The 724-nt window shown below is 37.3% G+C and carries 2 protein-coding genes; both read left to right on the forward strand.

Going from position 1 to position 724, the window contains the following annotated elements; all coding sequences use genetic code 11:
- Nucleotides 1-322: aldehyde dehydrogenase family protein (locus M595_RS28210; RefSeq protein WP_023069953.1), on the forward strand; the 322-nt coding region annotated here is incomplete at its 5' end.
- Nucleotides 323-429: 107 nt separating this feature from the next.
- On the forward strand, nt 430-724 hold a 295-nt coding region (locus tag M595_RS28215), incomplete at its 3' end, for a hypothetical protein (RefSeq protein ID WP_023069952.1).

Here is a 724-nt window from a genome sequence, read left to right on the forward strand (position 1 = left end):
GGTGATTAAAGCGCCGAATTTTGAGGAAGCGATTCATATTGCCAACGGGACAAACTTTGCATTAACGGGCGGTTTGTATTCTCGAACTCCGTCTCATATTGCGACAGCAAAAGCCGATTTTGAAGTCGGGAATTTGTACATTAACCGCAGTATTACAGGGGCAATTGTTTCCCGTCAACCCTTCGGAGGGTTTAAACTTTCCGGTGTTGGTTCCAAAGCGGGAGGGCCGGATTATTTGTTACAATTCCTCGAACCTCGGACGATAACTGAAAATATTCAACGTCAAGGGTTCGCGCCGATAGAAGGGTTTAGTAACGAGTAGAATATTAGTTAGGGGCATGACAATGTTGTTGTTATGTCCCTAGAAAAATATGTTCTACTTGAGAAGAACACTGATTTTTTATCATTCAACAATTTGGAGATTTTGAGATGAGTGGACTACGAGACTTTCTTCAAGATATTGATCGACGCTATCCTCCTAATACTGATTTTGGGTATATCAGGTATTTAAACAATGAACATATAATAAGATTAATAGAGGAAAATCAAAGATTGAAATATGAAAACAGTGAATTGAAATATGAAAGTGAACGCTTAAAAATTGAATTTCAGGATGAAATTGAACGCTTGAAAATTGATCGAGATACTTTACTCAAATTAATTACTATTCCACCCATTATCAAGTGTAATAATTTCTCTGATTTACCCGAAAATGCCGGAATTA

The sequence above is a fragment of the Lyngbya aestuarii BL J genome, assembly GCF_000478195.2.
Lineage (GTDB): Bacteria > Cyanobacteriota > Cyanobacteriia > Cyanobacteriales > Microcoleaceae > Capilliphycus > Capilliphycus aestuarii.